Source organism: Kribbella sp. NPDC005582 (assembly GCF_040605415.1).
GTDB lineage: Bacteria > Actinomycetota > Actinomycetes > Propionibacteriales > Kribbellaceae > Kribbella.
In genome coordinates, this window is sequence record NZ_JBEXCU010000009.1 from 248,922 (window position 1) to 274,795 (window position 25,874).

Consider the following 25,874-nt stretch of genomic DNA (forward strand, 5'->3'; position numbering starts at 1 on the left):
TCGAATGAGCTCAACCGTCGGCCCTCAACCTTGGTTGAGGTCAAGTGCGATCCGAGTTGTCCACAGGCCGGATCGCGCGACGAGAAATCTGTCCGACCTCCGGCGTACTGTGCTGGGCATGTTCGACGCCGTCTTCGTCCCCGCCGACCCGCCCCGCGCGGGCCGGCTGGCGTTGTACGGCGAGATCGAGGATGCCGACGGGAGCGTGACTCTCGTTCTCCCACAGGGATCGCAGGTCCGGCGGACGACTGTGCCGGCGCGGATGCTGAGCATCTCGGAGGCGCTCACGCTGGTGTCGTCGCCGGTGCAGGGCGCCGCGAGTTGGGAGGCGTGGCGAGCGGCTGCTCTGGCCGGTCTGGGGCTGATCGCGCGCGGTCGGCTGGTGCCGGATCTCACGCCGAGCGGGTGGGGCGGCTGGCGAGTGGCTCCACTGGACCCACCTGACCGTGGCTGGCTGAAGCAGCTGGCCGCGGCGATGCCGGCGTACGGGCATGCTTTGCCGATCGAGGGATCACGGCCGGTGCGACTAGTCGATCCGGAGCAGCTCGTTCGGGCCTTCTGGGACGCAATGGCCGACACACTCGTGCGGACGCCCGCGGCGGCTGTCGCAGTGCGACCGGGTGCGGCGCCGTTCGCGGCGGTGGAGCCGGTGGCTGTGACGGGTCCGACGGCATGGCTGGCCGAGACGGCACAGAGTGAGGACGCCGGCGCTCGACTGGTGCTGCGGATCGAGCCTCCGGAGCTGGAGGTGTCCGACTTCCAAGCCGTGCTGCAACTGCGGAGCGAGCTCGATCCGAGTCTGCTGGTCGATGTGGCTGAGGTGTGGACGGCGCCGGCGGCAGTTCTGGCGGCGCTGGGCGAGCGGGCGGAGACCGATCTCTTGCTGGCGCTGCGTCGTGGAGCGCGAGTGTGGCCGCCGCTGTCGGCAGCACTGCGGGATGCGGCCCCCGCTGCGGTCGACGTCGACGATGAGGCGCTCGAAGAGCTGGCTGAAGGCAGCACGGCACTGGAGGGCGCAGGTATCGAGGTGCTCTGGCCGGCTGAGCTTTTCGCCGGCGGACTGGCTGTTCGGGGGACGGTTGCGACGCCCGCTCCGGGAGCAGTGACCGGTCCGGACTTCAGCTTGACCGAGTTGGTCGCGTTCCGCTGGCGGCCGACGCTGGACGGGCAGGAGCTGAGCGAGGACGAGGTCGCAGCGCTCGCGGAGGCGAAGCGACCGATGATCCGGATGCGTGGGCGTTGGGTCCGCATCGATTACGACCTGGTTCGGAAGCTGCGCCGCAACGGGACGCGCAAGCTCACCGGCGCCGAGGCGCTGGCGGCGGCGCTGACCGGCACGATCGAGGTCGACGGCGAATTCGTCGCCTTTGACGCGGACGGATCGCTGGCGGAGATGCTGACCAGGCTCCGGTCGGGTCAGGAGACGCCACTCTCGGCTGATCCGGACGGCTTACAGGCAACGCTGCGCGACTATCAGCGCCGCGGTGTCGCTTGGATGGCACAGCTGACCGATCTCGGCCTCGGTGGATGTCTCGCCGACGACATGGGACTGGGCAAGACGATCCAGGTCATCGCGCTGCATCTGCTGCGGCGCGGTCGCGGACCGACGCTCGTGGTGTGTCCGTCGACCCTGCTCGGGACGTGGGAGCGGGAGTTCGCGCGGTTCGCGCCTGATGTGCCGACGCGTCGGTTCCACGGGGCAGGGCGGACGTTGAGCGATCTCGCGCCGGACGAGGTGGTGCTGACGACGTACGGCGTGATTCGGCAGGACCATCGGGTGTTGGGCGAAGTGCAGTGGGGGCTGGCCGTCGCCGACGAGGCGCAGCACGCCAAGAACCCCTTGTCGCGGACGGCTCGCGCGTTGAGGACGTTGCCCTCGGCAACCAGGATCGCGTTGACCGGGACGCCGGTGGAGAACCGGTTGTCCGAGTTGTGGTCGATTCTCGACTGGGCCGCGCCGGGGTTGCTCGGCACGCTCGAGCGGTTCCGGCAGGACATCGCCGTACCGGTCGAGCGGTATCACGACGAGGAGGCGACCGCCCGGCTGGCGCGGATCACCCGGCCGTTCCTGCTGCGGCGACGCAAGATCGATCCGGGCATCGCGCCGGAGCTTCCGCCGAAGACCGAGAACGACCTCGTCGTCCCGCTGACGGTCGAGCAGGCGACGCTCTATCAGGCGGTCGCCAAGGAGACGCTGGCCAAGATCGAGGCTGCCGAAGGGATCGAGCGGCGGGGGCTGGTGCTCAGTCTGCTGACGCAGCTCAAACAGATCTGCAATCACCCGGCGCAGTTCCTGCATCAGCCGGGCCCGCTCGAGCGCCGCTCCGGCAAGCTGGCCGCGCTCGACGAACTGCTCGACGTGATCCTGGCCGAAGGTGAATCGGTGCTGATCTTCAGTCAGTACGTCGAGATGTGCCGGCTAATCGAGGCGCACCTGGCAACGCGGGGCGTGCAGCCGCTGTTCCTGCACGGCGGGATCGGAGTGCGGAAGCGCGAGCAACTGGTTGCCCAGTTCCAGGCCGGTGAGTCGCCGGTGTTCCTGCTCTCGCTCAAGGCCGGCGGTGTCGGGTTGACGCTGACGCAGGCGACTCACGTCGTGCACTACGACCGGTGGTGGAATCCGGCGGTCGAGGATCAGGCGACCGACCGTGCCTACCGGATCGGCCAGGACCGGCCGGTCCAGGTGCATCGACTTGTCACCGAGAACACGCTGGAGGATCGGATCGCTACGGTCATTGCGGCGAAGCGCAATCTGGCCGATGCAGTGGTGGGCTCAGGTGAGGCGTGGCTGAGTGAGCTGTCCGATGCGGAGCTGACCGAGCTGGTCTCGCTCTCGAACGGGCCGGCTCGTTCGGGATCAGCGAGTGCGTACAACCCCTCTGCGGTTGGGAGGGCTCAGCCATGAACGAGCGAGTGCCCTGGCAGGGCTGGCGCGACAAAGGTGACAACGCAGGGCTGCCCGCGGCTCGCGGGCCGGGGAGTCGGCGGCCGTTCGGGGCCACATGGTGGGGACGCGCCTGGTTGGACGCGCTGGAGCACCGCGCGCGGCTGGATCCGAACCGGCTGGCGCGCGGCCGTTCTTATGCGCGACGTGGGAGCGTGCTGGAGCTGACGGTCACGCCGGGCGCGGTCGAAGCAGTCGTGCAGGGCAGCCGGACGACGCCGTACCAGGTGACTGTGCGGGTGCAGGCGTTCTCGGCGTCGGAGTGGGATGCCGTGCTCGATGTTGTCTCGGCGCAGATCGGTCGGGTGGCGGCACTCTTGGACGGCGAACTGCCGCCCGAGGTGGTTGAGGACGTCCGCGCTGCCGGGCTGGACCTGCTGCCCGGCGCGGGCGAGATCCGGACGAACTGCAACTGTCCGGACTTCGCCGTACCGTGCAAGCACTCGGCGGCGGTCTGCTACGTGATCACCGATGCCCTCGACAACGATCCGTTCGAGCTGCTGCTGCTTCGCGGACGATCCAAGGACGAGCTGTTGGCGGCTCTCCGAGCCCGCCGCGGGACATCCGAGACCGCAGCTGTGGTCAAGGCCGCTCCGCCGGGCATTCCGGCTCGGATCGCTTACCAGGCTCGGATCGGCGTGCTGCCGGTTGCGCCTCGACCGCTGCGGACTGCGCGAGTACCCGCGGCGGTGCAGGCGCTGGATCCACCTCGCGCGTCGGGGATCGACGTACGGGATCTGATCGCGCTGGCGACCGACGCGGCCCAGCGGGCCTGGGAGCTGGCATCGGGTGACGGCGTACCGGAGCTCACCTTTGATCAGGACCTCGCGCGCCGAGCCGCTGGAGTCGGTACGGCGGAATTGGCCGAGCTGGCGCATCGATCCGGCGTACCGGCTCGTCAGCTGACCAGCTGGGCCGCCGCCTGGCGCCTGGGTGGCCCCGGCGGCCTCGCCGCTACGCTCGAATCGCCCAGTAACCCTGACTCCGAAGCCTTCGCCGAAGCTGCTGCCCTGCTCCCGAAGGCCGTTGTCGAAGGCAACCGGGTGACGGCCGGCAAACTCCAGCTCCGTCTCGGTTCTGACGGTCTGTGGTACCGCTTCGACCAACACTTCGGTGACTGGACGCTGAGTCGCCCGCCGTCCCCTTATCCTCAAGACCTCTTGGGTTCTGAGTAGGTTCAGCACATACATCAGGATGTGGCCACTGGCGCGATCTGCTGGGCGAGGGTTTCGACCGTGCCGTGGTGGCGGGCGGTTTCGGCGGCCCAGACGATGCGGTGGCTGTCGACGGAGTCCTGCGGTCCGGAGAGGATGTGGCTGCGGTCGCCGGTCGCGACTGCTCGCAGAAACGCGGCGACGAGGCCTTCGTCGCCGCCGCCGTGGCCGTCGGCGGCTGAGGCGCCCTGCGGGGTTGTGGTGAGGTGTTCCGCGGTTGAGGTGACGAAGTCGTTGACTGTGAGGCTGACGCCGTCGCCTTCGATTGATCCGCGGGTGCCGAAGATGCGGGTCTGGCGGTGGCCCAGCACGCTGAAGGCGACTGCGGTCAGGGTTGCGGTCGCACCACCGGCGTACTCGATCGTGACGACCTGCTGATCGGCCACGTCGTTGTCGCTCGTGTACACACATCGTCCGTACGGACCCGTGGCGAGAGCGGACAGCACGGCTTGCTTGGTGGCGGTCTCGGTCACCGCGCCGAGCGGCCAGAACTCCCGGCCGGAGTCGCCGAGACAACCGAGGTAGAGGCGAGGTGCGGAGTACGGGCAGGTCGGCTCGACGGGGCAGACGACACAACGGTCGGCGGCACCGGCGGGCTGGTTCTCGCGGCGGAAGTGGGTGAGTCCGCCGAAGGAGGAGACCCGCGTGGCAGGCTTCCCGATCAGGTACGAGAGCCAGTCGACGTCGTGGCAGGCTTTCGCCAGCAGCATCGAGGACGAGTCCTGCTCGCGGCGCCAGTTGCCGCGAACGTAGGAGTGCGCGAAGTGCCACCAGCCGATCGGCTCGAGGTGCTGGATGCTCACGATGTCGCCGATCCGTCCGGCATCGAGCAGGCTCTTCAAAACTGTCGTGTACGGCGTGTAGCGCAGGACGTGGCAGACCGAGAGCATGACGCCGGCTCGCTCAGCCGCGTCCGCGATCGCCTGCGCGTCGTCCTCCTGCGGAGCCATCGGCTTCTCGAGCAGGAGGTGATAGCCGCGCTCGGCGAGTGCGATGGCAGGCTCGGCGTGCGCGGAGTCCTGGGTGGCGACGACCACGGCGTCGGCGAGCTTGGGTCGAGCGGCCAAATCGCGCCAGTCCGTGAAAACGTGGGCGTCCGGTACGCCGTGCTGCCGCGCGAGGCGGTGGCGCCGCTGCGGATCCGGCTCGGCGACGGCGGTGATGCGTGCGCCGCGCTGCGCGGCCAGCGTGGCGTAGTGACTGCCGCGGAGTCCGGCTCCGGCGATCGCCAGGGTCACGTCGTGCGTCAAGAGAGTCTCCTATTTGAGGCCGCTGGTCGCGACGCCCTGCATGATGAGCCGCTGGGTGACCGCGAACAGGGCGATGACCGGGACCGTGTACAGCAGGGCACCGGCGGACATGAGGTTGTTGAGGGTGCCGCCCTGCGGATCGACGTACCCCTTGGCGAGCGCGACGGCGAGGGTGGTGGTGTCGTTGTCCAGGAACAGCAGCGGAGCGATGAAATCGCCCCAGGTACCGACGAACGACAGGATGAACGCGGTGGCCAGCGCCGGTTTGGCCAGCGGCAAGGCGATCTGCCAGAACACCCGCAGCCGGCCGCAGCCGTCGATGACGGCCGCCTCCTCGAGTTCGAGGGGCAGGCCTGAGAAGAACTGCCGAAACAGAAAGGCCAGGTACGTCGGCGCCGCCAGGCCCCACAGCACCCACGGAACATAGGTGTTGACCAGCCCGAGGCGGCTGAACAGCACGAACGTCGGCAGCATGGTGACGAGGCTGTTGATCAGCATCGTGCCGAGCATGAACCTGAACAGTGCGCCCCGTCCGGGAGCCTTGATCCGAGCGAGCGCGTAGCCGACGAGCGCAGCCGAGAACGTCGCAAGGACGGCGAAGAGCAACGAGATCACCAGCGAATTCCGCAGATACCCGAGGAACGGCACGTAGGTCAGCGCAGCGGTGAAGTTGTGCCACTGCGGCTGCTCGGGCCACCAGGTGATCGGGAAGGACGCCAACTCGGCGCCGGTCTTGATCGACGTCACGAACAACCACGCCAGCGGCAGCAGGAAGGCGATCGCGAACGCGCTCAGTACGGCGTAGCTGACGGCCCTGGTGAGTGTCCTGCCGGTCATGCGGCGTCCTCCGGATCGACGGCGTAGTGGACGAAGCGGCGGCTCAGCGCCATCAGTAGCGCGGAGACGATCAGCAGGACGACGAACAGCAGCCACATCAGGGCCGAGGCGTAGCCCAGCCGCCCGAACGACCAGAACTCGCGCAGGATGTGCACCATGATCACGTCCAGGCCTTCAGGGAAGCCGCCGTTCAGTCCGCCGAGCAGCAGCGCCGGTACGGCGATCTGGATCGCGCCGATCGTGCCCATCAGCACCTGGTAGTAGAGCACTGGCGAGATCATCGGTACGACGACCCTGGTCAGCGCCCGGATCGGACCCGCCCCGTCGAGCCGCGCCGCCTCGATGACCTCCGGTGGGACGTCCTGGAGCGCGGCCAGGGATAGCACCATGTTGCCGCCGACAGTCCAGGTCAGCAGACACATCAGTACGACGAGGGACAGGTTGCCACCGAGCCAGTCGACCGGCGGGATCCCGATCGTCGCCAAGATCCCGTTCACCGCGCCGGCGTCCCGTTCGAACAGCATCCGGAACGCCAGTGCGGCGGCGACGGGTGGAACCACGGTCGGCAGGTAGAAGATCACCCGGAACAGCGATTGGCCGCGGATTCCGGTGTTCGCGAGGAGCGCCAGTACCAGGCCGATCCCGACCGTGAGTGGAACAACGACCAGCGGGACGAGCGCCGTACGGGCCAGTGCGGCAAGGACTGTGGGGTCGCCGACGGCTCGGGCATAGTTCGCGAAGCCGACAAAGTGCCATCGGGCCGAGACAGCGCTGTAGTCGGTCAGGCTGAGCCCGAGCCCGTAGGCGAGCGGAATCACCCCGAGCAGCGCGAAGCCGGTCGTCCAGGGCGAGGTGAACAGCCAGAAGAACCCGTACCCGGTCCGTGGTTGTCGAGTCACTTGACCTGCGTCCTGCCCTCGGCCAGCAACTTGTTGCAGTCGGCTGTGATGGTCCGGGCGAACTTCGCCACGTCGCCTGAGCCAAGCGCGGCGGCGAACTTGTCGTCGATCACGGTCTGCAAGGCACCGTTCGTCGCGTACGGGGAGAACGCCAGCACCTTCAAGTGCGCGGCTTCGCCCTGCTGGGTCTGGAACGCTCGCTGCTGGAACGGCTGGGTGCGGGGAAGCTTGCTGTCGAGGTGCTTGAGCGCGGGCAGCCCCCACCCGGCCGCGGCCCGGTCCTCGGCCGGCTTGCCACCCAGGAAATACTCCATGAACTTCCAGGCCGCTTCCTTGTTCTTGGACTCCTTGGCCATCACCATGCCGACGCCGTAGTACGTCGAACTGACGCGGTTCGGCCCCAACTGCGGCGCGGGCAGCATGTACGAGGTGGCGCGGACCTTCTCCTCGGCCAGCCGGCCGGTGAACCAGTAGCCGGCCAGGATGGCGCCGACTCGGCCGGAGGCGAACAACGCGTCGTCGGACTGCGACTGCTTGGCGCGCGGCCCTGGAGCGAGTGCGTCCTTGCCGACGGCCCAGTACCACTCGAGGGCCCGCAGCGCGGCATCACTGGTGAAGTCGAGCTCGGTGAAGTCTTCGGAGAACAGGCGGCCGCCGGCGCTCTCGACCATCGGCAGCAGGTTGAGCAGCCGCGGCGTACCGAACCATCCGAGCCCGAAGGTCTCCACCTGCGCGCCCCGCTTCCTGGTGGCGGCCCGGCCGAGCTTCAGCAGGTCGTCGTAACTCATCGGGGTGCCGGTGCTGGGCATCGCCACCCCGGCCGAGTCCAGGACCGCCTTGTTCACCCAGATCGTGCCGTCCTGCGAGAAGTCCTTGCACAGGCCGTAGTACGGGCCGCTCCCCTGCCGGGACCCGTCGAAGCGCCAGATGTCGTTGACCGGGTTCAGGTCCTCGCGCTTGAGCAGCGAACTCTGGTCGAGGTACTGGTCGAGCGACTCGATCTTGCCGCGGGCGGCCCAGTACGGCGCGTCCCACACACCGACCGCCTCGAACAGGTCCGGCGCCTGGCCGGCCGCCATCATCGACAGCAGCCGGGCGTTGTCGTTCTTCAGCAGCGTGATCTTGAGGCCCGGGTTGGCCTGCTCGAACGCCGCGACGATCTGCGGCGTCACCTCGTTGGACTCGTACATGACCTGCAGCGTGGTGGTGCCGCCGGTCGATCCGCCGGTGCCGACCGAGGAAGCACATCCGGCCGGAAGCGCGACCGCGGCGGCACCGGCCGCCGTTCCCGCGAGAAATCTGCGCCGGCTGAGCCGGCGGTTGACGTGCTGAACCATCTCCGAGCCTTTCGTGAGTGCCGGGATGCCGAACGACCCGATCGCCCGGCATCCCGGCTGGGGCCGGCAGCGGCTCGAAGACCCTCCAGGCCATCCTGAACCACTTTCGCAACGATTTTTCATTACGCCGTTGCCGGGAGATTAGGGACCGTTCACCTGCGCCGTCAAGGCCTAGGGAAAGTTTTGGATAATAGTTTCATAAGTGAGTTCAGTCCGAAGCGGCTAGGATGCTCTGGCCGAAGGGGGTGCCGAATGGTTGACGCTGCGTTGAGCGGCCACACGACGTCCGCGCTGCGCCGGCTGACGCATCTCACGACACTGCGGACGGTCCGCTCGGGCGGAGCCATGACGCTGGCCCAGATCGCTCGCGCGTCCGGTCTGTCGCGCCCCACCGTGGCCTCCCAGCTGGACGAGCTGGCCGAGCAGGGGTGGGTCGAGGAACAGTCCGCAGCGAGCTCGGGCGGGCGACCGGCCCGGCAGTTCCGCTTCCGGGCCCAGGCCGGGTACGCCGTCGGTGTCGACATCGGCGCTCATACCGTCCGGATCGGCGTGGCCGACCTGGCAGGCGACGTACTGGCGACCCGGCGAGCGAAGGTGGCCGAGACGGCGGGTGCGGCGGACCGGCTGGCGGTCGTCCGGGAGACGCTGACCGCGACCCTCGACGAGGCCCAGGTCGCACGCTCTCAAGTGCTCGCGGCGGCGGTCGGAACCGTGGGCGTGGTGGATCCGGCTGGTCGGGTCAGCCTGTCGGTACTTCCGGAGTGGTCCGGCGTCGATCTCGCCGGACGGCTCGGCCGCGCGCTGCCCTGCCCGCTGTTGGTCGACAACGACGCGAATCTCGCCGCGCTGGCGGAGCATTGGCTCGGCGCGTCCCGCGAGGCCGACAACGTCGTCCACGTGCTGGCCGGCCGGCGGAACGGCGCTGGGCTGATCATCGACGGTCGGCTGTTCCGGGGCCGCTCGGGAGCGGCCGGTGAGATCGGAGCCCTCGATCTGCTCGGCTGGGACGAGGCACCCGGTGAGCTGGCCCAAGCGGCCGGAGCGGAGGCGGATCCGGAGACGGCGATCGAGCAGGTCTTCGCTGCCGCTCGCACCGGCGACGCCACCGCACGGGCAGCGGTGGAGCGGTTCGCGGTTCGCCTGGCGCAAGGCATCGCCGCCATGGTGCTCACCGTGGATCCCGACCTGATCGTGGTGGGCGGCGGCGTGTCGCTGGCCCGGGAGGCGTTGATCGGCCCGCTGACCGAGCAGGTCGGCAAGCTGTGTCTCAGTACGCCGGCCCTGCGAATCTCCGAGCTGGGCGAGGAGTCGGTGATGATGGGCGCGATCAAGCTCGCCCTGACCGACGTGGATCGGCGCCTGCTCGGCCTGGACGCGACGCTGTCCGGTTAGCCCGGATGCCGACCGGACAGCGCCGCGGGTCCGGTCAGTTCAGCGCGATTTCGTAGATCGCGTAGTGCCCCCAGGTGAGATTGGACTGGTCGACGATCACGTAGAACGTCGTACCGGTCGCGGGCGCGGGCAAGGTCAGCGTGCGTGACTCCACCGTTGCCGTGTTGGACGACCAGGTGAGGTTCGTGGCGTTCAGTACCTGTGTCCAGACGCCGTTCCTGAGCGCCTGGACCCGGACTGTTGTCGGGCCTTGCCCCTGACCGAAGGCCGTCGACAACGTCACCGACTTCACTGTCTGCGGCGCACCGGGATCCACTTGCACACCACGCCCCAGGGCCGACCCCGACGATCCCCACGGCGTGCTCGGTACGCCGTCGACCGCGTTCTGCGCGTTCGTGCCGGCGTACTCACCGTTGGTCGTGGCGGCGACAGCTCCCTTGGCCGCGCGAAGCTCGTTGATCGCCACATGACCCCAGGTGAGGTTCGCTGCCCGGACGACGAGCCGAACGGCGGTGGCACTGACGGGCGGCAACGGAATCCGTTGCCACTCGACCGCACTGGTGTTCTGGCTCCAGGTCACTGTGCGCCCGGTGACCTGGGTGATCCAGGTGCCCCCGATCTGGGTCTGTACGTCGACGAGCGTCGGCCCTTGTCCCTGGCCGAAGGTAACACCGAGGTGCACCGCGTCCAGCGACCGGGCCTCGCCGTACTGCACGGTCAGCGAACCCGGCATCGTCGGCTGGTCGGCGGATGCCCACGAGGTGGACTCGTTGCCATCAGCAACCTGGCTGACGCTGCCCGTCGTCGTACCGAGTGTTGTTGAGGCCGTCTGCGCGACGGCGTGCTGGACCGCGCCGAGGTCGGACGCACCAGGGGGAACCAGCGTGCCGAGCGCATCCGTCCGGGGCGCGGTGGACAACGAGACCCCGGCGTTCCGAGCCGGCGATCCAGCGGCCGGCGCGTAGTTGCCCAGCACCTGCAGCAAGGTGGCCCGGTCGATCTTGCCTTCGGGCAGCGCCTGGTCCGGGTCGGCCAGTTGCGGATTCGCGACCACAGCGGCCGGATCGTTCGCCGGAACCAGCGGAGCCCCGGTCGGATCCCAGTACAGGTTGTGGCTGAAGTTCAGCACCGGGTCCGATCCGAACTGGTAGGTCCCACGGCCCGGGTTGTAGAACACGTTGTTGTAGAGCAGGTTGCCGCCGTTCGTCGACTCGTGCCGGGTGAACGCCTCGATGCCCTGCTGGAACGTGCTGCCGTCACTGCGATGCCGGGTGATCGTGTCCGCCGTACCCCAGATGGTGTTGTTGTAGCCACGCAGGTTCCAGCAGCCCGACCAGATCGATAACGGCCGGTAGAAGTCGTGCCGGCTGACGTTGTAGCGCAGTGTCACGTTGCTCGCCGAGATCAGGCACATGAAGAAGCCGCCGGCGTTCGAGTCGGAGTAGTTGTACTGCACCGTCGAGTTGGTGCTCCCCATATCGGCGTCGAAGGCCATTCCGTCGACAGGGTCGGGGTAGCGGAAGCTGTCGTACCCCTGGCGGCGAACCACGTTGTACTGGACGGTGATCCGGTTCGTGCCCTGCCACCAGATCCCCGCGTTGTTGCCCGCCGCAACCTTGAGATGCGCGCCGGCCTTGTCGACGGTGTTGCCCTCGACCAGTGCGTCGTCGATGTACTGCGGCGTGATCCCGCCCGCGGTGACATCGTGCACGTAGTTATCGACGAACGCGGCGCCGGTGAACGCCTTGCGGGTCGCGCTGACCTCTGTCACCGGGATGCCGGTCTCGGCCGGGTAGATCTCGCACGACGCACACCAGGTGGTGAAGGTGGAGATGCCGTAGGCGTTCACGTCGGACACCTCGTTGCCTTCGACACGCAGGCCGGAGTACCAGGTCGGAGTGGTGTTGCCACGCACGCCGACGGTGATGCCGCCCTTGCCGATCACCGGCCCGCCCTTGCCGTCGATGCTGTGGACGTAGTTGTCCTTGATCACGACGTCCGCCAACTCTCCGCGGTCCTTGGCCAGCGCGAAGATGCCCCGGTACGTCGTCGGCTTCGACACCGAGAGGTCGGTGCCGTTGGTGACCTCCAGACCGATCACCTGGACGTGGTGCACATTGTCGAGCAGCACCGCGGCGTCGACAGTCGTGTCACCCGCGATCACCGGTCGGCCGGTTCCGTAGCCGGTGACGGTGACAGGTGCGCCCGCGGCCCCCGAAGACTGGATTCGCAGTCCGCCGTGCCAGGTGTCACCGCCTTGGAACCGCACGGTGTCGCCAGGCTGCAGCGCGGCCGCGTTCACCTTGGCCAGCGAACGCCATGCCAGCGCAGGGCTGGTGCCGGCGGCCGAGTCGTTACCGCCGTCGGCATCGACGTAGTACGTCGTCGCCGCGGTCGAGGCCGCCTGCGCTTGGGGCACTATGGCGGCGCTGGCAGCGGCCACGACCAGTGTTGCCAGTATCCGGAATGTGTCACGGACCCAGTTCATGTGTTCCTCCATGGTGAAAGGCAAGGACCATGGAGGAAGGCGCAACCGCACGACGGCGCCTCGGCAGAACAGTCAGCCGGTCGGGTTCCAGCTGACACCACAGAGTCGAGCGGTGACCCGCAACCTAATTCGGGTCACCGCGCCCGTCAAGAGCTCGCTCAGCTCCGGCGGCGGAGGTGCGTGGCTGCTTCGAGGGCGGGGATCAACTGGTCGGCGATCTTGCGGTTGCCGGCGACCGAGGGGTGGACGTCGTCGGTGCAGTCGGCTTCGGTGATCCAGCCGGTCGAGTCGATCAGTACGACGTTCGGGTCGTCGAGGGACTTGACCGCGGCGGCGATCGTGTCGGCGTGCTTGCCGCTGAACGGCGGCAGCGCCACGATCGTCGTCTGCGGGTACGCCGATCGCACGCGGGCGACGTACTCGGCGTACTGCTCGGGGGTGAGCGTCTCGTCGTTCACGCCGAGGTTGACGATCGCGACGTCAGGCGGCGCGATGCGCTCGGCGGGCGAACCGGCGTAGTTCCAGCCGAAGGACTCGAGGCCGGACGGCACCTCGCCGTTACCTGTCCTCACGATGCCTTGGCGGCCGAAACCGACCTGGTACGACGTCGCCCCGAACGCGCGGGCGGTCAGGTACGCGTAGGACGCCGTACCGTCAGCGCCTTCGGAATCGGTTGCCTCGCTGAGCGCCCGGACGCCCTGCGTGATCGAGTCGCCGTAGAACTCGAGTCGCGGTCCGTCGGGGCGACCGCTGAGCCGGAGGCGGGAGTTCACGTCGAGCACCAGGCCGCCGAACACGACGGCGCACGCGAACGGCGGGTTCCAGCGGTTGACGTGCTCGCTGACGTCCTTGACGACCACCTCGACCTTGTGGCGGCCGGTCGGCGCGGACAGGTCGACGACCGACTCCTTGACCACGTGCAGGGCTGGTTCGCCGTCGTCGACGGTGATCCACAGGTGCGGCGCGACTGTCAGACCGTTGGTGTCGAAGAGCAACTGGACCCGCTCCCCCGCGAAGGAGAACGAGAGCCGCGACCCGGAGTTCACGGTGATCGCGACTCCGGGCTGGTGACCCCACTGGCCTTCCAGCACGATCCGCGGGTCTGATGGGGCGACAACCTCACCTGGCTCGAACGGCACGTTCCGACTCCTTGTGGTTGGGGGCGGCGCCATTCTTTCACCACCCGTTCTTGCGGGCGCGCGCCTCGAACAGCAGGATCCCGGCGGAGAGTGCGACGTTCAGCGAATCGGCCTGACCGAGCATCGGGATCGACACTCCGTCGAAGCCTTGGGCATGCCACTCCGCAGACAGTCCCGAGCCCTCGGAGCCGACCACAAAAGCCGTCGGACCCTCGTACGGCGCGGACCGGTAGCTGCCCTGGGCGGCCGGGTCGGCCAGATGGACGCGGAACCCGTGTCCACGCAGCCAGTCCGCTGCCGAGGCGATGTCGTCGAACTCCACGACCGGTGTCGAGAGGACGGTCCCCCGGCTGGCGGAGTACACGGCCGGATGGCTCGGGCGGGCCCGCCGGCTGGTCAGGACCAGGCAGTCGGCGTCCGCGGCGTCGACCGTCCGGATCAGCGTGCCGAGGTTCCCGGCGTACTCGACGCCGTCTGCGACCAGGACCAGCGACTCGGCAGTGAAATGGAGTGTGTGTGGTTTCCACACCGGCAGCCGGGCGATCGAGAGCAGGCCGTCGGAGCGGGTCTTGCGGCTGAGCCGGTCGAGTAGTTTGGGCGAGATCCGGTAGACCTCGGCGGCGCGCTCGGCAATCCGGTCCACGGCGTACGTCGTACCGGCTTCGGGGCACCAGAAGAACGCCTCGAGGTGGGTGTCGGTGGCGAGCAGGCGGTCGTGTTCCCACGCGCCTTCGACGAGGATCCGGCCGGGAGCGGCGTCCTTGCGGACGGTAAGCAGGTCACGGATGGCGGGGTGCTGGGCGCCAGCGGCGGGCGCAGCGGGGTGCACAGTCATGTGCGGAACTCCGTACTGGAGAACTGAGCAGCGCACCGGGGACCCTGTCGCGGGTCGCGCACCGGTGGGTGAACACCCCTCAGGGTGTTGTGGTCCTGACGCGGTCTACCTGGACCGCGTCAGCCGAGTTGATGCTGCTTCATGTTCGCGATGGTAGGCAGCGCGGGTGGCGGTCGTCACCAGGTTTTCCACAGGCTCGGCGGGCCTGGTTTTGGTCTGTCGGGGTCGATGACTAGAGTCCTTTTCCTGCGGTACACGGGAGGAGTGAGCATGGACGCGACATTGCTGGACGCGGAGGCCGAAGCGGCCGTGCTGCGCGTCTACCGGCAGGTGTTCGCCGTGCTCGCCCGCGAGGCCGGGGCGATGATCGTCGATCCGGAGCTGCTGGATGTCGACCAGGCGATCCTGGACGCGTTCGCGGAGGCCGGGAGCGACGGGCTCACCGTCGAGCAGGCGACGCTGGCCTGCCGCGCGTACCCGCACGAGGTGATCGTCCGCCGCTTCGAGGTCCTCCGGCAGTACGGCGCGATCACCAAACTGGTCGACCGTCCGAACGAGTTGCGCCACCGCGCCGCGTTCGCGCCGTACGTGATGCTGATGTTCCTGCGCCGGATGTCGGTGCAGGGCGGTCAGGGCGAGCTGCACCAGTTGCTGACCCTGGAGGCACACAGCGTCAGCGACCCGAGCGCGACCGAGGACCAGGGGCTGGCCTCGATCGAGCGCTTGACGAAGGTGTTCCGCCTCTTGGGGAACGAGTTGGCCATCCTGGTCTCGACCAGCACGACGGCGCAGCTCCGGGAGAACGCCCAGCTGGCGTGGGGTAATGAGCGTCTGATCGAGCAGGCCGAGAAGGTGCACCGCATCGTCCTTGAGCGCTGGCCGACCCTGCACCGCGCTTGTACGTCGTTGCGGATGTCGCTCGCGGCGTATGCCGATGCTGTGCAGCTGGCCGCGGGTCGACTAGTGGAGCGAGCCGGTACGACGCGTGCGCTCGGGCTGCTGCCGATCGAGACCTGGGTGACGTTCACTCGCGGAAGCGAGCCCGATGTCCTCGCGTCCGTGCTGGACGGGTTGCTGTTCGACGCGGCCGCACCGGACTTCTCGCCGCAGACCATGGTCGAGGCAGTCGAGACCGGTCGCCGCTCCGGGACCGCGCGGATGGCTCCGCCTCGACCGACCGCGGATGTGGAGGCGCCGGAGTCGGCCGCTGCGACTGATCGTGAGGAGCTGCGCGCCGAGGCTGAGCGGGTGCTGGCCGGGCGATCGTCCGTGGACATCGTTGAGGTGGTCGACGATGCGGGTGACTGGGTCACCGCACGCCGGGTGCTGGCCGAGCTGACCGCCGCGCATCTTCATGACGAGCTGGACTACGAGCTGGTCTGGTCGGATGGGATGCGTATCGATCCGGAAGCCGGTACGCCGTGGGCGACCGAAGGTGTGTTCCGGAGGGTCAGCCGGTGAGCACGCCGTCCGAGGCCGTCGAGCGACGGCTCTACAACGCGCTGTGGTGGGCGAAGGTGCAGTCCGCCGGTCCGCTCGCAGTGGACCCCGATACGCCGGCCGTGGCCGGACTGACTCGTGCGGCCGAGCCGGACGGTTCGAGCGTTTGGCTGGTGCCGACCATGCCGTCGGGCTCCGGCCACGCCGTACTCGATGAGCTGGGCACTCCCCCGGTCGCCGTCGAGCAGCCGAACGAGACAGCCCGCGTGCTGGCGATCGTGGTCGCCTGCTGCTGGACCGACCGCAGCGGTTCGGCCTGGCCTGGTGCGGTCGGCACGCTCACTCAGATCCGAGCGGTGTACGCCGGGATGCGCGGGCGGGCGGAGCAGTCGAGCGACTTGACGCTGATCATCGGCAGTCTGCGCCGACTGCACGCGACCCACTGGATCCGCTGGAACGAGAAGGCAGGCGAGGTTCGGCTCGGCCCCCGCGTCATCAACTGGAATGCCGCCGACCAAGCCACCCTTCGAGACCTCTGCAGGCATCTTCCCGACCCACCCGCCGCAGTCCTCAGCACCACTCCGGAGGCTGCGGCTCCCGATGAGCTTCCCGCGCCGAACGACGTACGGGAGGTCGGGGATGAGTGAGCTGCAGCATGCGTTGTTCGATCCGTTGTTGCAGGATCTGAGCGACCGGGCGCGGGACGAGGTGCTGGCGGCGTTCAGTGCGGTGCAGTTCGCGGCGCATCCGGTGGCTGAGGTTCAGCTGGCGGGGCTGCGTGATGTGACGCTGCGGCGGCAGGTGCAGAAGATGCTGAAGCTGATTGGGCGCGTGCTCGTGCAGGTGGACGGCACGCATTGGACATCGGGATACGCCGATGACATCGCCGAGGCGCTCACCGCGCAGGGCTGGCAGCCGTTGTCGGTGGTCGACCGCGCCGTGCTGGTGCTCGTGCTGATCCACTCGGTTGCGATTCCGCGCAGCGAAGGCATCCTGACCGGCGACAGCTGGAAATCGGCTCGGCCGACGACCGTGGACGAGCTACGGACCACCAAGATCAGCGGCGAAGAGCGCCGTCTCGCGTTGCAGCGACTCCGGGCAGCAGGGCTGATTCAGCTCTCCGGCGACCACTCCGGCGGACCGAGCTACATCCCCGGCCCGCAGCTGCAGCGCCTGACTCCAGCGGCCCGACGCAGGCTGCAGGACCAACTCATCCTGGCCGCCGCTCCGGCCAGTCCGATCGCCGAAGCCATCCGGGCCCGCAACGGGACAGCAACCCCGGTGGACAACGCGACGAGCAGCACAGACCCCGAAGAAGGAGTGGCATGAGCAGCACGGTGGAGGACGGTCCGTTCGACATCCTCGGGTCGAAGGTGCTGCTCGGTGTCCAGGTCGTCGACCTGTCCCGGCTCTCGACGCACCCGATCCCGATGGTCGGCCAAGGCCTCGTCACGGTCGCCGGCCAAGGCCCGACCGACTCGAACGGCGCGGGCAAGTCGTCATGGATCGCGGCGCTCAGCCTGCTGCATGCCGACGACCAGTGGCGGCTCACCAGTGGCGCGCCCGGCGCGGCCGAGCTCCTGTTCACCGCCGAGGCGGCCGGCCAGGAGGGCAACTGGTCGAACGTGGACCGCGGCTACATCGTCGGCGTCTTCTCCGATCCCGACCTGACCGAGCTCGAGGAGATCGAGGCGGCCGCGATCACCGTCTGGATCCGCATCAACCGCAAAGCGTCGTACATCGATCTGCGCTGGAAGAACGGCCTGCACGTCCCGTACGGCGCGACCGAGGCCGAGCGTGCTGCCGGCGCCGACGCACTCTGGGCCGCGCTGCCGCACTCCAACGGGCGCACCGACTTCCACGCGAACAAGCTCTCCACCGTCCTGTACGGCGGCCAGGTCCGCTGCGTCTCGTTCTTGTCGACGTCGGTCCGTTCCAGCCCGACCGCGAACCTGCTCGCCGAGCCGCTCAACGAGCTGGGCCCGGCCCGCATCTTCAACGCGATCGCCACCTTGACCGGTCTCGATCACGAGCTCGAGCAGGAGCAGGCACACCGATCGGCCGAGCACACCCAACGCGAAGCGACCAAGCAAGCCGCAGCCGACTTGCAGCGCTGGGAGCAGGAGATGGCCGCGGTAGAGGCCGGCATCCTGCAGCGCGCAGCAGCTCGCGACGCGCTGCACGCGGCGAAGGAATCCTGGCAGGCCCGCTGCGCGCGGCACCTGATCGACGGTGACGCCCGCAACGGCGAGATCCTGCACGAGCTGGCCGAGCTCGACGAGCGGGTCGCCGAGCAGGAGGCTCGCCGGGAGGCGGTCGACGCCGCGATTGAGGCCTTCGGCAACGAAGAGGTCTTGCTCCGCGATGTCCAGCTGACCCGGCAGGAGCGGGACAAGCTGGACGCGCGCGACCGCGACCTCGATCTGGCTCAACGCTCCGTTCGTGAGCAGCTGGAGCGACTGGGCCAGGAGCACCGGCGGCTGCTCGAGGCAGGACGCTCCGCGGACGGCCGCGATCTGGCCGCGGCCGGCGAGGAGCAGGCCGAGGCACGCGAGGCACTGGAAGAGCACATCGGCCGCGACCATGCGGCCCGTTCCGCAGTCGACGTCGCGACCGCCGAGTTGCGTGAGGCCGAGAGCGGCCAGACCGTTTCCGCTGCCCAGCAACAGATCCTGGAGAACGCCGGCCTCGAATGCGGCGCACTGACCGACATCACCGAGCTGCCGGCCTCGGCGCGATCCGAGTGGGAGCCGCGACTGGCGCCGTACCGGGAGGCTGTTGTCATCGACGCCGGTGACGCGGCTGTCGCTTCGGCGGCGCTGGCCGACGCCGGGCACGCCGGATTCCTTCTGGTGCTAGCGAATCGGCCCGGCGCCAAGCGCGTCAAGGGCCTGCCGACCTCAGCAGACAAACGCTTCACACTGGACGCCTTCTTCGCGACGCTCGCCGAGCGCGCCACCAAGGAGAACATCGACGACGTCGCCGGTGTCGTCGCGGTCGGGCAGTTCGACGAGCCGCTGACCGGTCGGACCGCGCGGATCGAGGCGGCCCGTCGTCGAGTCGAGGCTGCGGCCGAAGCGCGCGCTGCGGCATCGTCCGCGCTGGAGCAAGCTCGCGCCCGCGTCGACCAGGCCGAGCGCCGTACGGCGGCCGCCCGGGCCCTCGCCGATGCCGAGTCGGTGCAGGAGCAGATCCTCGCGCTGCGCGAAACGATCGACCGTCACGAGAGCGACCGCGACTCCCTCGCGCCACAACTCCAAGCTGCCAAGGAATCCGCCGAGGCCGCGGCCGGTCAGCAACTGGTGCGCGACGAGCGACTCAAGAATCTCGAATCCACCCGCCGCGACCACGACCGGATCCTCGACGACCTGGCCGGGCGCCGGCTCCGCCTGCTCGAGGAGCAGACCAACCTCGATCTGACCGCCCGGATCACCGCTTGGGGTGCGACCCCGGCCGAGGCCGAGGAGTTCCTGCTCGCGATGCCCGACGAAGCCCAACGCAAGACGACGGCCGACTGGAACCACCAGGCGTGCACTCAGCTCGACGACGTGATTCGCCGCTGTTTCCCGAACGCTCGCTCCCGCGAGGAGATCCCGGCCGAGCTCTGGGAGATCCTCAACGGTCCGGAAGGCTGGACGAGCGGCACTCTCGGCGCACGCGTCGGCCTGGTTCCGGCGCTGCAGCGGACGCTGAGCAGTCACCTCGCGCAGCACGAGACCTTCGACAGCCTGCAGCAACAGCAGATCGCCAACCAGCGCGCCGAGCGCAATGCCGCGTTGGAGCGTGCGCGGGAGGGCCTCGGCGAGGCCGAGAGCACAGCTCGCGCCCACCGCGCATCGCTTGCCGACGGCATCAAAGCCCGGCTTCGCCTTGTGTCACAAGAGTTCGACCGACTCGACCAGCAGTACGGCGGTTACGGCGCGAAGCTCGAGTTCCCGGAGCCGGATCCGCCCGCCGAGCCGGACAAGCCGTGGCGCTGGACGGTCACCCCGAAGTGGCGACGTTCAGAGGGCGGGCCGTTCTCGGCGTTCAACGTCAAGGGCAACACCGCACAGATGGACGAGAAGGCAGTGAAGCTGGTCTGCGCGGCCGCGCTGGCCGGCGGCTCTGACCGACCGCTGCTTCTGATCCTCGACGAGCTCGGCCGCAACCTCGGATCGCAGCACCGCCGGGAGGCCGTCGCGCTCTTCGAGCAGATCGGCCGCGACCGCAACATCACGGTCATCGGCGCGCTGCAGGACGACATGGAGCGGTACGCCCTCGCGTCGTCGCGGCTGTACGTCAAGCTGCGCCGCAGCTCGGACACGATGGCCTACAACCAGGCACCTGTGGTCAAGGGCAACGAGGAGTACGCCGCTCGCGTGGAGCTGTTGCGGTCGTGGCTGGAGTCGTATCGCGGCAAGACGCCGACGCTCGAACTGGCCTCGCCCACCCTCACGTAGACAAACGCTTTCCGACAGAAACAATCATCCAGAGTCTTGATTTAGTCGGCTGGGTCCTCATACTGACGGGTGAGAGCGCTCTCTCCTACCGCCCCAGGGAGACTACAGATGACCTCCGGTCCGCTTCGCCATGCCCGTCATGTCACCGTCCGGCTCACTCTGCTGATCGTTCTCGCGATCCTCAGCACGGTGCTGGTCTCAGCACCTGCCGAGGCGTTCGCGCCGAAGCCGCCGCCGCTGACCACGCCCTGGACCAATCAGGTCTCGGTGACCAACCCGCTGCCGGAGTACCCGCGGCCGCAACTGACCCGGACCGAGTGGCAGAGCCTCAACGGGGTCTGGCAGTTCGCGCCGACGAGCAACCTCACTACGCCGCCGGTCGGCGGGACGCTGGCCGAGGAAGTGCTGGTCCCCTACCCGATCGAGTCGGCGCTGTCCGGCATCATGCGGCACGAGAACCGCATGTACTACAAGCGGAACTTCACCGTCCCCGCCGGCTGGTCCGGCCGCAATGTGCAGCTGAACTTCGGCGCGGTCATGTGGCAGTCCAAGGTCTGGGTGAACGGCGTACTGCTCGGCACGCACGAAGGCGGGTACGACGCCTTCTCGTACGACATCACCTCGGCACTGCGCGCCGGGAACAACGAGATCATCGTCGGCGTCTGGGCGCCGGTCGACGCCGAGGACATCCCGTCCGGCAAGCAGCGCCTGAACCGCGGCGGGATCTGGTACACCCCGTCGTCCGGAATCTGGCAGACCGTCTGGCTCGAGCCGACCCAGGCCACCCGCATCACCCGACTCGACACCATCCCGAATGTCGGCGCCGGCGGCCTCGACCTGACCGTGCAGGCATCGTCGGCCGGGCAACCGGTCCGCGCACAGGTGCTCTCCGGTGGCCAGGTCGTCGGTGAAGCCACCGGCGTCAGCGGTACGTCGTTCCGGGTCCCGGTGCCGAACGCGCGACTCTGGTCGCCGGACGACCCGTTCCTCTACGACCTCAAGGTCACCCTCGGCAGCGATGCCGTCGGCGGCTACTTCGGAATGCGTTCCGTCGGCAAGGCGATGATCGGCGGCTTCCTGCGCCCCACGCTGAACGGCAAGTTCGTCTACCAGCTCGGCACCCTCGACCAGGGCTTCTGGCCCGACGGCCTCTACACCGCACCGACCGACGCGGCGCTGCGGTTCGATCTCGAGCAGCAGAAGTCACTCGGCTTCAACATGGTCCGCAAACACATCAAGGTCGAGTCGGCCCGCTGGTTCTACTGGGCCGACAAACTCGGCCTGATGGTCTGGCAGGACATGCCGTCACTTGTGGCCGGCCGCAACGCGTCCGCGACCGGTGAAGCGCGGTACGAGACCGAGCTGCGCCGGATGATCGACAACCACAAGCAGATCACCTCGATCGTGCAGTGGATCCCGTTCAACGAAGGCTGGGGCGAGTTCCAGGCCGGCCGGATCGCCGACCTGGTGAAGAGCCTCGACCCGACCCGGCTGGTCAACCACAACTCGGGCTCGAACTGCTGCGACTCCGATCCGGACCCCGGCAACGGCGACATCATCGACGACCACATGTACGTCGGTCCCGGGATCGCCCGCGCTCCGTCGACGACGCGGGTGCTGCAGCTCGGCGAGTACGGCGGGCTCGGGCTGCACGTCCCCGGTCACGAGTGGCCGAGCGGGAACAGCTTCGCCTACGAGATGCTGCCGACCAGCGATGCCTTGACCAGCCGATACGTCCAGATCACCAGCCAGCTTCCGGATCTGATCAACGGCTCCGGACTGTCGGGCTCGGTCTACACCGAACCCACCGACGTCGAGGACGAGATCAACGGCTTCTTCACCTACGACCGCCAGGTGCAGAAGATGGACTTCGCCCGGGTCCGCGCCGTTCATCAACAGGTCCTGGCAGCCGCGAACGGCACCGGTCTACCGACCGGCAAGCTCGTCTCGTTCCGCGTCACCACGCCGAACTACACCAACCGCTATCTCCGGCACATCGGAGGCGTCGCCAACACCGAGGTGGTCGACTCCGCGAGCAGCCAGGGTCTGAAGCAGGACGCGAGCTTCTGGGTGCGCCCCGGCCTGTCGAACGGGAGTTGCTTCTCGTTCGAGTCGCGCAACTTCCCCGGTCAGTACCTGCGCCAGCGCGATCAGCGCGTCTACAAAGAGGCCAACACCGGCGGCACCTTCGCGGCCGACGCGACCTTCTGTGCGCGTCCCGGCCTGAGCGGCGGCGGTACGTCGCTGGAGTCCGCAGCACGACCTGGTCAGTACCTGCGGCATCGCAACTCGGAAGTGTGGGTCGACGGCGACACCGGCGGCTCCTTCCGCGATGACTCGACCTGGAACCTCGTGCCGGCGTGGTGGAAGAGCGGTGCTGATCTCACCGTTGGCCAGACGCGCACCTTCCGGGTGACCACGACCGGCTACACCAACCGAGTACTGCGGCACCGCGACAGCCTTGCTCGGACTGACGTCATCGACGCCGGCTCAGCGCTTGCTGACCGGCAGGACGCGACCTTCGTCGTACGGGCTGGGCTGGCGGAGGGCAGCTGCTATTCGCTCGAGTCGTTGAACTTCCCCGGTCAGTATCTGCGGCACAGCAACTACCGGCTGCAGAAGGCCACTAGCGACGGGACTGACACGTTCCGCCGGGATGCGACGTTCTGCGCGCAGCCGCCGCTGGCTGGTGGGGCGGGGAATTTGTCGCTGCAGTCTCTGAACTATCCCAGCTACTACGTGCGGCACGCTGCCGAGCTGGTGTACATCGCTACGGCCAGCGGTGCGAACGCCTGGGACGGCGGCGGCAGTTACAACGCCGATGCGACTTGGGCTGCGCAGTCCGGGCTGGGAGGGTGACATGGCTCGGCTGATCCTCGTACTGGCGTTGCTGAGCGCCGTACTCGTCGTACCGGCGCAGGCTGACTCAGTCCCGTTGGCCCAAGTGTGCTCGGTCGCTTGCGACACGCTTGATCCGTCGCGGGCTCAGCAGGAGACCTTCCCGGTGCCCGAGAAGGTGATCAACGGACGCCGCGTCGTACTGCATGTATCCGACAAGGACTCGATGGCCTGGGGCAGCATCGACAACGGCGTCACCAACGACGCAGTCTGGCTCGATCGCAGCTGGGACGGCGGAGCGACCTGGGAGGGTCTGCTGGGCAAGGCCTCGATCCCCAGCGGCTGGACCGGCAGCCGGACGCTCATGTACAACCTGGCCGACCCGGGCGGTCACCGGCGCGGGATGATCCGCGCTTGCGGCGACGCCGGCGGGGTGGACTGCACCGCGTGGGTCTATCCGACCGTCTGTGCCGCGGCCTGCGACGGCAGTGATGGCCCGTCCGGCGACAACCAGCCGGTTCCGACAGCCACGCTGTCCGGCCGCCAAATCGCACTGCACGTCGACAATCGCGGAATGGCTTGGGGCACGATCTCCGCTGGTAAGGCCGGCGACGAGATCTGGCTCGACCGCTCGTGGAACGAAGGTGCCTCCTGGCCGGGCGGTTCCTCGCTCGGCCGCGTCGGCATCGTCTCGGGCTCGACCTCGGTGAAGACCAAGCTCTACGCCACCGCCGATCCTCGCTCCAAGCTGTACGGCGGCGCCGTCCGCGCCTGCGGCCGCGCAGTCGAAGGCCAAAACGGAGCCTGTACGGCGTGGGCCCGGCCGGCGGCGGATCGAACCTCGGCCGCGGCCGACGCCCTGATGTACGCCTATCAGCCGTACACCGCCTGGTGGTTGTCGAGTTGGTGGAACTCGGCGGTCGCACTGACCACGGTCATGGACTATCAGCAGCGGACTCGGCGTACTGATCTGCGGTGGATCGTCAACGAGATGTTCGAGAAGAACAAGGGCGTGTTCCCGGCCGGCGTGAAGAGCGGTGACGCGCTGGAGGGGAACTTCATCAGCCGGGCGATCGACGATACCGAGTGGTGGGCGATCGCGTGGATCCAGGCGTATGACCTCACCGGTGAGCGCAAGTACCTCGACATGGCGGTGACCATCGCCAACTATGTGCACGGGTATTGGGACACGGGCTCGTGCGGCGGCGGGGTCTGGTGGGACCGCGAGCGCACTTACAAGAACGCGGTGACGATCGGACTGTATGTCCGTATGACAGCAGCGCTGCACAACCGGCTGGCTGGTGACACAGTCTGGCTTCAGCGGGCGAGGGCTGGCTGGAACTGGTTCGTCGGCAGCGGCCTGATCAATTCTTCGGGTCTGGTGAACGATGGGCTGACTGGTTCGTGTGCCAACAACGGGCAGACGGTGTGGACCTACAACCAGGGTCTGGCGATCGGCGGTGCGCTCGAGTTGTGGCGCGCGACCGGGGATGCCGCCGTACTGGCTAAGGCGCGACAGTTGGGTGACGCGGCGATGTCGTCGACGGTGCTGAGTCCGGGCGGGATCCTGACGGAGTCGTGTGATGCCGCGGGGAGCTGTGACGACAACCAGAAGCAGTTCAAGGGCATCTTCATGCGGTACCTGATGGATCTGGCGGACAGCACGGGGGACGCGTCGTACAAGACCTACGCGCAGCGGCAGGCCGACTCGATCTGGCAGAACGATCGCGACTCGCTCAATCGGCTCGGACAGCGGTGGGCGGCAGGCGGCGTACGGGACTGGCGGACCCAGGCCAGTGCACTGGGTGGACTGCTCGCGGCGACGCCGAAGAGCTGAGCGGCTTCGGACGCTTATTTACTAAAACCGGACCCCGGTGGTCAGCTCCGAACCACCGGTACCGCAGACTGGTCGGGTGGAACTTCCAGGGAACCGCACGGGCTCTTCACGCCGGGTAGGCGGAACCCTGGCCAACCATCCGGCCATCGGCGTACCGTCTGCTGCGCAGGATCGGCCGGCACACGATCGGAGGGCGTGATGGCATCTTGGCTGCTACGCGCCCAGTGGGCCCACCGAGACGAGACCGTTGAGCACCGCGCGCTGCGCGTCGGACGGACGCTGACAGCGGTTGCTGTCGCGTTCCCGGACGTCCATATGTGGACGCAGGACGAGCGCTGGGGATACCACGTCCTGGAGGCGGACGGATCGACGCCGCTCGAGGAAATGGTCGAAGCCACCACGAAGGTGCTGGCCAACGGCTCGAGCACGACGCGGCTGCATCTGCAGAGCACCGGCGAGCTGCCTTGGCTGTTCGACCTGTCGATGGGCGGCACGCTGACGACTGTCTCGGATCAGATCACGCTTCATTGGAGCGATGACGAGGCACTGGTGCAGTCCGAGCGCTTTGCGCAGGTTCTGCGGGCTGTTGTGTCGATCTGGGAGCCCGAGTGGGCCAGCATCGCCGACACCGAGCTCGCGGCTGCGGCCGGGGTGTTCCGGCGCGGTATTCCGATGATGGGTTGGCTTACGTATGTCCGCGGCATGGTGGCCGGCGCGCATGGAATTGATATCCAGCTGACGCCGTTCGAGCGCGGAACGCTGCTGCAGGCGCCGGTGTCGCCCGCTGAGCTGACGCCGGTGCATATCTGTGCCGCTGCAGCCCTGGTGGGGATCGCTCCCGAAGGCTGAGGCCGGCCGCTCTGCGGTTCAGCGGTTGCTGGTTTTATCCAGACAAATGTTAAGGGCCACCCCTCGCGGGGTGGCCCTTAACAGTGTGAATGTCCGGCGGCGTCCTACTCTCCCACGACCTCCCGGTCGCAGT

General features: G+C 68.2%; 17 protein-coding genes. 10 read left to right on the forward strand and 7 right to left on the reverse strand.

Features of this window, described 5'->3' with window-relative positions:
• The first annotated feature begins 118 nt into the window (after positions 1–118).
• Both ABZS29_RS36860 and ABZS29_RS36865 read left to right on the forward strand, forming a co-directional pair.
• Positions 119–2,905: a DEAD/DEAH box helicase gene (locus tag ABZS29_RS36860; protein WP_355469422.1), complete on the forward strand. Its 2,787-nt coding sequence runs from the start codon at positions 119–121 to the stop codon at positions 2,903–2,905.
• Positions 2,902–4,119 (forward strand): SWIM zinc finger family protein, encoded by a 1,218-nt coding sequence (locus ABZS29_RS36865; RefSeq protein WP_355469424.1) that lies wholly within the window; start codon positions 2,902–2,904, stop codon positions 4,117–4,119. The genes ABZS29_RS36860 and ABZS29_RS36865 overlap by 4 nt, the downstream gene beginning before the upstream one ends.
• 14 nt (positions 4,120–4,133) lie before the next feature.
• On the opposite strand, the gene ABZS29_RS36870 is transcribed toward ABZS29_RS36865, so the two are convergent.
• Genes ABZS29_RS36870 through ABZS29_RS36885 form a run of 4 tightly spaced genes read right to left on the reverse strand, consistent with a single transcriptional unit; the run spans position 4,134 to position 8,481 of the window.
• The gene (locus tag ABZS29_RS36870) at positions 4,134–5,408 is read right to left on the reverse strand and encodes a Gfo/Idh/MocA family oxidoreductase (RefSeq protein ID WP_355469426.1); all 1,275 of its coding nucleotides are present in this window, start codon (positions 5,406–5,408) and stop codon (positions 4,134–4,136) included.
• A 9-nt stretch (positions 5,409–5,417) separates the two neighbouring features.
• Positions 5,418–6,245: a carbohydrate ABC transporter permease gene (locus ABZS29_RS36875; RefSeq protein ID WP_355469428.1), complete on the reverse strand. Its 828-nt coding sequence runs from the start codon at positions 6,243–6,245 to the stop codon at positions 5,418–5,420.
• Entirely contained in the window at positions 6,242–7,144 is a 903-nt protein-coding gene (locus ABZS29_RS36880; protein ID WP_355469429.1) for a sugar ABC transporter permease, read from the reverse strand. Before ABZS29_RS36880 ends, ABZS29_RS36875 begins: the two co-directional genes overlap by 4 nt.
• Positions 7,141–8,481 (reverse strand): extracellular solute-binding protein, encoded by a 1,341-nt coding sequence (locus ABZS29_RS36885; RefSeq protein WP_355469431.1) that lies wholly within the window; start codon positions 8,479–8,481, stop codon positions 7,141–7,143. Before ABZS29_RS36885 ends, ABZS29_RS36880 begins: the two co-directional genes overlap by 4 nt.
• 252 nt (positions 8,482–8,733) lie before the next feature.
• Here ABZS29_RS36885 and ABZS29_RS36890 point away from each other — a divergent pair, with 252 nt between their 5' ends.
• A complete protein-coding gene (locus tag ABZS29_RS36890) occupies positions 8,734–9,873 on the forward strand; it encodes an ROK family transcriptional regulator (protein ID WP_355469433.1) in 1,140 nt (379 codons plus the stop codon).
• 34 nt (positions 9,874–9,907) lie between these two features.
• On the opposite strand, the gene ABZS29_RS36895 is transcribed toward ABZS29_RS36890, so the two are convergent.
• From ABZS29_RS36895 to ABZS29_RS36905, 3 genes are all read right to left on the reverse strand, one after another.
• Positions 9,908–12,361, reverse strand: coding sequence for a discoidin domain-containing protein (locus ABZS29_RS36895; RefSeq protein ID WP_355469434.1), 2,454 nt, complete (start codon positions 12,359–12,361; stop codon positions 9,908–9,910).
• A 158-nt stretch (positions 12,362–12,519) separates the two neighbouring features.
• Positions 12,520–13,500 carry a GDSL-type esterase/lipase family protein gene (locus ABZS29_RS36900; RefSeq protein WP_355469436.1) on the reverse strand — a complete coding sequence of 327 codons (981 nt, stop codon included), beginning with the start codon at positions 13,498–13,500 and terminating at the stop codon, positions 12,520–12,522.
• A 37-nt stretch (positions 13,501–13,537) separates the two neighbouring features.
• Entirely contained in the window at positions 13,538–14,335 is a 798-nt protein-coding gene (locus ABZS29_RS36905) for a TrmH family RNA methyltransferase (protein WP_355469438.1), read from the reverse strand.
• A 270-nt stretch (positions 14,336–14,605) separates the two neighbouring features.
• Here ABZS29_RS36905 and ABZS29_RS36910 point away from each other — a divergent pair, with 270 nt between their 5' ends.
• The 7 genes from ABZS29_RS36910 (at position 14,606) to ABZS29_RS36940 (ending at position 25,741) form a co-directional block, all read left to right on the forward strand.
• Positions 14,606–15,796, forward strand: a complete 1,191-nt coding sequence (locus ABZS29_RS36910; RefSeq protein WP_355469440.1) for a hypothetical protein — start codon at positions 14,606–14,608, stop codon at positions 15,794–15,796.
• Positions 15,793–16,422 (forward strand): hypothetical protein, encoded by a 630-nt coding sequence (locus ABZS29_RS36915; protein ID WP_355469442.1) that lies wholly within the window; start codon positions 15,793–15,795, stop codon positions 16,420–16,422. Before ABZS29_RS36910 ends, ABZS29_RS36915 begins: the two co-directional genes overlap by 4 nt.
• On the forward strand, positions 16,415–17,104 hold the full coding sequence (locus ABZS29_RS36920) for a hypothetical protein (RefSeq protein WP_355469444.1): 690 nt from the start codon (positions 16,415–16,417) through the stop codon (positions 17,102–17,104). Before ABZS29_RS36915 ends, ABZS29_RS36920 begins: the two co-directional genes overlap by 8 nt.
• On the forward strand, positions 17,101–20,217 hold the full coding sequence (locus ABZS29_RS36925; RefSeq protein ID WP_355469446.1) for a chromosome segregation ATPase: 3,117 nt from the start codon (positions 17,101–17,103) through the stop codon (positions 20,215–20,217). The genes ABZS29_RS36920 and ABZS29_RS36925 overlap by 4 nt, the downstream gene beginning before the upstream one ends.
• A 108-nt stretch (positions 20,218–20,325) precedes the next feature.
• A complete protein-coding gene (locus ABZS29_RS36930; RefSeq protein ID WP_355469448.1) occupies positions 20,326–23,076 on the forward strand; it encodes an AbfB domain-containing protein in 2,751 nt (916 codons plus the stop codon).
• A 1-nt stretch (position 23,077) separates the two neighbouring features.
• The gene (locus ABZS29_RS36935) at positions 23,078–24,892 is read left to right on the forward strand and encodes a glycoside hydrolase family 76 protein (protein ID WP_355469449.1); all 1,815 of its coding nucleotides are present in this window, start codon (positions 23,078–23,080) and stop codon (positions 24,890–24,892) included.
• A 198-nt stretch (positions 24,893–25,090) separates the two neighbouring features.
• A complete protein-coding gene (locus ABZS29_RS36940; RefSeq protein ID WP_355469451.1) occupies positions 25,091–25,741 on the forward strand; it encodes a hypothetical protein in 651 nt (216 codons plus the stop codon).
• Positions 25,742–25,874: the final 133 nt, after the last annotated feature.